This window comes from Pseudomonas sp. NFIX28, from assembly GCF_900107395.1.
Taxonomy (GTDB): Bacteria; Pseudomonadota; Gammaproteobacteria; order Pseudomonadales; family Pseudomonadaceae; genus Aquipseudomonas.
In genome coordinates this window covers 1-8,466 of the sequence record NZ_FNPW01000033.1, presented here as the reverse complement: position 1 = coordinate 8,466, position 8,466 = coordinate 1, and the positions used below count along the sequence as shown (strand labels likewise).

Here is an 8,466-nt window from a genome sequence, read left to right as displayed (position 1 = left end):
TAGGCTCTTTACGAAAAGTAATGTCGTAAACACCACATAGCACAAGCCAGCAAGACCATCGCCGCATAACTTTCTGCGAGTTTGTCGAAGCGCGTAACGATGCGGCGGTTCTCCTTCAGCCAGCCAAACATACACACGATGATATTGCGCTGTCGGTACTTGGGACGATCAAACAGTCTCGGTAACCCCGGCTTAGGTTTACGCTTCATGCTGCGCAGAGGAATCACCGGCTGCATTCGGTACCGGTCGCAGTAGCGACGCAACGCTTCGGCGTCATAGCGTTTGTCCGCCAGTAACCCAACTTCAGCGGGACGCCGTTGGCATCGCACAACATGTGGGTCTTGGTGGTCAGGCCGTCCCGGCTGCGCCCGAGCGCGTAATCTTGCGGTTCTTCAGGCCCTCTTTTTTCCAGTACCAGAAGAGGCCAGGGTTGCTCGTACTGCGGTGGAGTCAATCATCCAGGTCTCCAGATCAATTAACCCTTGCTCGTTGAGCTTGATGTGAAGTCGCTTGAGCATCTGGTCAAACGTTCCGTGATTGCGCTAATCACGAAAGCGCTGATAAACCGTCGACCAGAGACCAAAGCCTTCAGGTATGTCGGGCCAGGCAGCGCCAGAACAAAGCATCCAAAGAGCACCGTTGAGCATCAGTCGATCATCTTTGTTGCGCATGCTGATCCTTCTGTTACTGCCGGGACTCGGCAAGCAGGCGCGCGTCTTCGCGGTTCAGCTGGGTCAACTCGTCCTGCTTTACACTGCCGCAGCGCCAGTTGTTGCACCTGCGGTTCGTGCTCACACTGTCCCTTGCTGACCTGGAGATAGTCCTTCAGGTCCTGATGCTAAGGATTGGCCGGGATTTGCAATGAACTCGTCAGAGTTTACGTAAGTATTAGATATATATTTAAAAATGGTTGTCCTCTATTTCTGGTTAGATACTCTGCTACACGATAGCGGCTGTATAGCATCGTGTTCAACTACCGTGCCGTGTGCTCATGTCGGACTTGGCAGCAGCAAGTTTCTATGGATCGTGTTTGCAATTGCTCATATAGATGTCGATCTATGGAAGGGATATTTACGCTGGATATCCCCTTCGGACCAGTAGGCTAGCGGCGCGCGCTGGTTACCCTTGCCCATTTTTGCCTGACGCTCGCCCCAAGAGACTGTCGGATAACCGATCTCTTTTGCGATACGTGTAAGCTGATCCAGTGCTTCTTTTGCGGAGTTCGCGCTTTTAGCGAGGGACTCTACAGTGAGAGCCCTTCCCAATTTGATATGTTTTGGCGTGTCGTAGCCCGTTAACGTATTGAGTACGTAATCACCAGGATGGATCCGAATCTGACTAACCCCTCCTTCAGCAAGACTTTCAAACAGTTCACGCGTTTGACTTTCCAGATGCTCCACCGTACTCATAGCGTCTCTGGCGGCATGATAGGCTGTCTGTGCGACAGAGCGCCTCGACCAGATCAAGGTGCTGGCACTGTCGAAAATTTCATTAATGTAGAGCCCCTTAATGGTACCAGGGCCTAGCGGAAGTGAATTTGCATGCCCTATGGCCAGGCCATACTCGATAGAGTTTGGTAAGATAGCACCTAATATCTGCGTTTTTTGCCCCGAGAATAGTGTCGTACTTAGATCGGTTGAGCCTATTGCCGCGAACACACGATTGGTGACATCCCCTGCGATGGTCCCGCTGAGACCTGTAAGCATTTCCGGAAGCCCTGGGATAGGCGGCGTGATCAATCCCATGGCATAGTTGATCGCCGTTGCTGACGCGCCAATCGTGAAGTTTGCCAGCGCGGCGGCAACAATCCGTGCATCACTCGAAGCTAAATTCTGTGACAGATGTTGGGCAGAATACTGGTACCGTTTTATTTGGGCATAGTTTTCAATGACCTGCTTGCGCTCCGGACTGCGGCCATCTGAGTCCACGTAGGTCAGGGGATTGTTTCTCACCATGCGATAGAGGTTAAGGCCATCGACGGTACCCGCCGGATCAGGGTTCAACCAACGGGCGAGCCAGGGTGCGTAATACCGATAACCATAGTAATACAACCCGGTCGCGTCGCGCTCCTTGCCCGCATGGCGTACGAACTTGTAGTCGCCTTCCACCTGGCTCCTCGCCAGCCACACCGCGGTGCCGCCATACGGGTAGTATTCCTCGGCACTCAGCCGTTGTCCGGACTGGTCGAGTTCCAGGCAGCTGGAGCCCAGGTGATCGCTCACGCTGTAGCGCCGCGTATCATTGTCCAGCCCGCTGGGCCGGTTTGCCCGCCAGTGCAGGCAGTGCATCGCGGTCTGCCCCGCGACCATGCTCGACACCACGTCCAGTAACTCGCCGGTGGCCGTGTTGGTGCGTCGCTCCAGTCCCGGCAGATAACGAACCTCGCGCTGGTGCGTCACCGCCTTGGCCTGCTGGCTGCTCCACTTGCGCACTCGCCGGCCATCGCTGGCGTAACCATACGCTTCGGCGTCGTCCTCGCCATCGGTGCGCTGCAGCTGTACGGCACGGCTCAACTGGTTGTTGGCAGACCAGCTGAGCGGCTGCTCACTGCCGAGTCGATGCAGGTTGCCTTGCGCGTCGAATTGTTCCTCCACAACGCCGACGCTGCCTTGACGGCCAGCCACCGCACGGTTTGAGCTCGGCGACACCGTCAGTACCAGCGAGTACGAGGTGGCCCCCTGATGCCGGGTGCGCACCAGGTTGCCCGCCGTATCGTACTGGAAGGTGCGCGTGTAGTTCACCAGAGCGTTCGGGTCACCGAGGGGTGGAAATGCCGCGCCCTCCCGACCAGCATTGGCCTGTTCGCGCCCGGTGGCGCTCACCAACTGGTACAGCCAGTCGTAGCTGTACGTGCGTAGCGCGGCCACCCGCTGGTTGCGGAAGTATTTGACCCGGACCGCCAGGTCCTCCACCTGCGTGACGTTGCCGACCCGGTCGTAGGTATAGCGCAGGTCTTGCAGCACCGTGGCGGCACTGCCGGACGCGGCCCGGGTCGTGGTCGCCCGGCTCAGACGCCGGGTCTTCGGGTCGTACTCGCAGTCTGTGGTGACGTCGTTACCGGCCCATTCATGCATCAGTTGATGGTCGGCGCTGTAGGACAGCGCGCTCGCCACCGCCTGCTCGGTGCCTCCGTCCAACTGCAGCCAGCTGCCGGCGGGCCGCCCGGACACATACCAGGTGCAGCGGTGCCGGTGGCCGGCGGCATCGAGCAGCATCAACTCGTCGCCCAATGCCGTCTGCTGCCAACGGCTGATTTCAGGGGGCGCTTCAAGGTGGGCCTCGGCCGCCTCGGCCGTCGCTGGCCAATCACTGAGCCAGTCGCATTGCCGCAGGAAGCGCCGCTGCTCCTCACGGATCCCCCCGCCGAGGCTGTAGCTCGTGATCTCGCGCAGGCCCGCCGTATCGTAGTGACTGACCAGCCGTCCGCGTAGGTTCGCTCGGCGGGCCGTCTCGAAATCGATGATCCCGTCATCACCATAGCGCAGCCGCTCGGTGCAGCGTTCGATGCCACTCATCCCGATCGCGAGCCAGACTGCGCTCGGTCGGCGCAACGCATCATATTCCCGGCGCCATTGATGATCGCGCGCCGTGTAGCTGCGCCACAGCGAGCCGCCGGCGTCCAGCAGGTCGACCTGCCAGCCGGCGTCGCGGCTCTCGCGAGTCAGGGGAGGGCCCGACAGCACGTAGCGGTAGCGCTCATTGCCGGCGAGTGTCGGCTCACCGGCCTGCTGCCGACTGAAGAAGCGCGGGTCACTGCTTGAGACGAGCCGCCCGGCGGTGTCATATGAGTGGCGGGTGATGCGCACGGCGTCTGTGGCAGTGTCGCCTGGGGGTGGCTGCTGGACCGTGCGCACTACCAGGCCGCGCCCGTCATGGACCGTGGCCAGCGGCGTCCCATGCTCATCCTTCTCGATGCGATACCAGGGCTGGTACTGGCTTGTGCGCGGATGACCGGCCGCCGTTAGCACCCGCACCACCCGACCGGGGGCATCGTAGTACAGCGTGTCGCTCGCGCTCAGTTGGTCAAGCTTCGGATCGGTGACGTGGGCCGCCCGATTCAGGTAGTACGGCTGGTACTGCTGACAGGGCAGGCCCTTGGCGTTGTACACCACATGGCCCTGGGTCAGCCAGCGCTCTTCGCTGTGTTCCAGCACGGGCTGGCCGCTGGCATCGAGCTTCAGCTTGCCGTTGTCTTCGACAATCGCGCTGAGGCCGCCTTCCGCCTTGATCTTGCCCTGCAGCGGCCGGCCGAATCCGTCGACATAGCTCAAGGCGATTCGGATCTCGGAGGACGCCGGGGACGGCACCGGGTCGTCAGGGTGTTCATCACGGTAACGTTCGGCGCTCAGGGTGGCCGCGTGTACCGGCACCCGGGCCACGGCGGCCACGGCCCGATGCACGGCGGCGCTCTGGGAGGGGCTCAGTTCCGACACCGGCGTGCCGGCCTCGACGAGCTGGTGCAGCCGCGCCTGTACCTCCCCCCCGGCGGTGATCAGGCGCTGCTGTTGCAGGGATTGCCACACCAACATGACCTCGCTGTCAGGCAACCCAGCCGTGCGCAGCCCGTCCTGGGCCAGCATGCCCATCCAGCTGTGGTCGGCATAGAAATGGGCCTGAGCGGCATTGTCGAGGGCACCGGCTGGATCGCGCAGGGCCGCCTCGACCGTTCTGACCGACGAGTGGTAGCCAATCAGCGGACCGAAGCCCACTCTATCCTCGCGGTTGTTGATGAAGGCGCGCTCGCTACCTTTCAGAGCACTCAGGTGTACCCGGCCGAGCGGGTCATAGCTCACTTCGTGCACTGTACCATTAGGGTCGGTGATCTGCTGCGGTAACAGGGTCCAGGGGTCATAGGTGATCCAGGTCGAGTACCGGGCATTCTGGAGCATGGTGGGCGCAAGGGTGAGTGGGTCGCGCTGGTACACCGTGTTATTGCCAAAGGAATCGGTATGCTGGCTCACCGCGTAGAATCTCTCCCGCGCGGCATACGTTACAAACAGGCCAGGATTCCAGAAGTACTCCCTGATATCTTCAGCCTCAAGTTGCTTGAATCCCGCCTGTTGAACCAGTTCGGTTTCCAGTTGCGTGAGCAGCGGTTCCAATTGCGCCGCGGGGATCAGCCCGTCGAAGCCCCCCCTCAACTCGGCCTTGCTCAAGGCGGCCGTGCGCGCTTGGCACACGAGCCCCTCACGAGTGGCCTGCGCCAGCGGTAGATCGTAGTTGGTGTTCGGATCCGTATAAGTTTGCTGCTGCCAGCTGGTCAGGGTACGGGGCGCGCTCGCCAGCGGGCCGTTGGCATCGATCAGCAGCTCATGGGGATAAACGTAGTTGGCAGCAGGGGGCTCGATCGGACCGAGCACGTAGCCCCGGCTTTCCACCGGCAGGCCCAGGCGCCAGCCTGCCCGGTTCAGATCCGGCTCACGCAGGTGCGTGACGCGAACCTGGTTTTCGGTAACCTGGAACGTATTCTGCTGGGAATCGCTGTAATGGACCGCCTCGGGCAATGGCATCTCCTGCGCCCGGCGTGGATAGCACAGACTGACGCTCTTCGTGATCACGCCATACAGGTCCACCTCCAGCGCCACAGTCTGCTGCCATTGCGGGTCACTGGACACCTGCTCATAGGTGTAGGTCAGGCTCTCCAGCACGAACGGCAGCAGCACGGCGCGCCCGACTGGGTTAGGGGCCGGTTGCCACTCACGCACGCAGTGCCGTTGGCTCATTACGCTGAACGGTGTGGCCTGGGGCTGGCCCGTGGCAGGATCCAGTCCGTACACTTCCTCGCGCAGCACCTGACCACACAACGCCCAGAGGAACGCGCGTCGCGCCGATGTCCCCGACGGTGGTAATGGGATTGCCTGGCCGTCTCGCCCCTCGAGCCGCAGCGGCGCCAGGACTGCCGCAAGCGAGTCACCGTTGTAGGGTGAACCCCTCACCCGTGCGGTGGTGGGAGTACCCGGGTCGCCGGTGTGGTACCAGGTTCGCGTCTGCATGGCCGGAATGTAGGGCGTGCCCATCGCGTCACGCTGCTCGGCGCCCAATGGGCTGGGCATATCCGTACTCAGGACCAACCCGAAGCCGCGAAACTGGCGTTCCTCGCCGTCGTAGTAGCCCTGCCGGTATTGAAAGGTTTGCTCCAGCGTATTGTGACTGATCTCATCGATCTGTTTCAGCCGCTTGAGCACCGACACGGGAAACGGCAGGCGGCAACGCCGCCCAGCGGCGCGGCGCTCCTCAAGCCACTCGTGCGCAGAACTCGCATAGGTCAGGCTCGTCCGGGTCCCCCTGTTGTCGTTCAACTCCGCCAACAGATGAGGCTTGAGCCCACGCGAGAAGTCGCACACCCAGTGTGCCGGCTGCGGATGGAGCCGGCTGATGATCAGCACGCTGGTGCCGTTGCCGTACAGGTCGGCCAGGCTCACCTGGTGCAGGTCGGTGTAATGCAGCTCGTCCGGCAAGGTGAGCGTCTGGGCCGCTGCGAAACGGTTCCCGCACTGGTTGCGGTGCACGTAGAGCGTGCGGTGATCGATATACAGCAAATCGGCCGTGCCACTGCCATCGATATCGGCCAGCCACACCCGGGCGGGATCGAAGTTCGCCGCGGTAATCGCCGGACTCAGGGTCAATGGCAGCTCGCGTGGCGCGCCGAAGCGGCCCTGGCCCAGATTGGGCCAGCAGGTCACCTCGTTATGGCGAATCCGTACCAGGTGCTGCTGGCCGCTGCCGAGCACATCGGCGAAAGCCGTCAGGGTCTGGCCGCCGCCCGGGGGTACCGGCAGGCAGTCCGGACCCGGGTGGTCGATCTGCCGTGGCGGGGCAAAGCCGCCGCGGCCCTGGTTGGCAAAGAAACGCACGCTCCTGGGACCGATCAGTGCCAGATCCGCCAAGCCGTCGCCGCTCAGGTCGCCGAGCAGCGCCTGGGGATGCAGGAACTCGCTCGGAAAGGCGTCAAACGGGATGAAGTGCTGCCAACCACCCCGCTCGCCGTTGCGCGAGAAGAAGCCGGCCATGCCCGGCTCGGTGCGCACGGCGTCGAGGGTCCCGTCCCCGGTGATATCCATCAAGGCGGCCGCGCTCATCTCCCCGTAGGGGATGCTCAGCGGCCGGGCGTCGGCGTATCGGACGGCCAACCCCTCGGCGCTGGAAGTGACCTCCCGGGCGCGCCGATACAGATAGCTTTGTCCATCGTTGTACAGGATCCCGGGGATGCCCTCGCCATAGAGGTCGATCACCTGATAGAACCCAGCATCGACCCCCACCAGCCCGGTATCAAGCGGCCGAAAGCGCGCGCCGCTCAGGTCGAACGCCGTGTACTCCAGCGCCAGCGGCGGCAGCGCGGCCTGCTCGGGTGTCCCGTTGGTTTGACGGTAACCGTGCTGACGCACGCCGACCAACTGCGTCAGGTACGGGGTCTGCATATAGCTGAGCTGCAGCGCGCGCACCGCCACCGGCTCGGCGCCCAGTGCCTCGAGCTGGTGAAACAGCACGATGCGCTGGCACAAACGCTCGCAGCGCAGCTCGAAACCACCCTCGAAGCGCGAGAACGGATCGGCACGGCGGTTCCAGGGTAAGCTCTCAGCCCAGGCCGGCCCCTGTGATGTGTCGGCATGCTCGCCGTAGTCAAAGACCAGCGCGAACAGCCAAGACTCGGTGGTCGGGTCGAAGCCTTCCGGCGTCGACCAAGGTGTCAGGTCGGCGCGCGCATTGCCGAAGCGCACCTGCTTGAGACAAGCAGCCTGCGTGAGCGCCCCTTCCGACTCCTGCACGTAGCAATAGTACACATGCTCGCCGTGCGGACTCACCGTTTCCTCAAGATGCCATTCGAGCACCTGTGCTGGGTTGCCGGCGGCGGCCGTGCGGGCGGCCACGCAGCGGCCGAACACTTCGCAGCGGCCGTCGGCCCGAAACACCCGCCACCAGGCGGGGGCGGGTGTTTCGGGGGGCGCGAGCGGCTGATGCAGCTCGAGATAGTCGAAGCGCCCCTCGCGCCGTAAGTGGTAGCGGGTGAGGCGCTCGTTATTCAGCACCATCGACGCGGCCGCATCCGGCACCAGTTCCTCGCCCTCGAACAGGAAGATATCGCGCTCGTCCTCGTAACTGGGGGTGCCGCGGCTGGTCTGGCGGGTAATGGACGGCAGGGTCAGCGCCACCCCCAGCCCGAACGGACCGTTGCCCTGGTGGCTGTGGTAGGTCAGGTTGAGCGCCGGTGTCAGCCGCACCGTCGGCAGTGGCAGCGGGATCGCCAACTGCACGGCGCCGCTCATCCCGGCCGGGCTCAGGGTTTCGCCCATCCCCGGCAGAGCCCCACCCCCCTTCGGGAACTCCGCGGTGATGAGTTGCAGCGGCGTTGACGGCATGGCAGTAGACAACGGGCCCATGACGTTTTCCTCCCTTCCAGCGGCTCAACTGATGGCGGTGTAACGCACTTGAATGATCACATCGTCCAAGCTCTCCAGCAGCGTCTTC

General features: G+C 62.7%; 1 protein-coding gene and 2 pseudogenes. All 3 read right to left on the bottom strand.

Annotated features, from left to right (window positions below; all coding sequences use genetic code 11):
• Positions 1-8 precede the first annotated feature (8 nt).
• The 3 genes and pseudogenes from BLV20_RS30560 to BLV20_RS30555 all read right to left on the bottom strand — a co-directional run bounded on the left by BLV20_RS30560 (position 9) and on the right by BLV20_RS30555 (position 8,378).
• Positions 9-704 (bottom strand): annotated as a pseudogene (locus BLV20_RS30560) (IS5 family transposase).
• Positions 688-829, bottom strand: a pseudogene (locus BLV20_RS31890) (cointegrate resolution protein T); the annotation flags it as partial. The pseudogenes BLV20_RS30560 and BLV20_RS31890, both read right to left, overlap by 17 nt.
• A gap of 211 nt (positions 830-1,040) precedes the next feature.
• Entirely contained in the window at positions 1,041-8,378 is a 7,338-nt protein-coding gene (locus tag BLV20_RS30555; protein WP_092306070.1) for a SpvB/TcaC N-terminal domain-containing protein, read from the bottom strand.
• Positions 8,379-8,466: the final 88 nt, after the last annotated feature.

Excerpts from the sequence above, each read along its gene's own strand:
- BLV20_RS30555 (WP_092306070.1), bottom strand. The coding sequence starts at position 8,378 with ATGGGCCCGTTGTCTACTGCCATGCCGTCAACGCCGCTGCAACTCATC.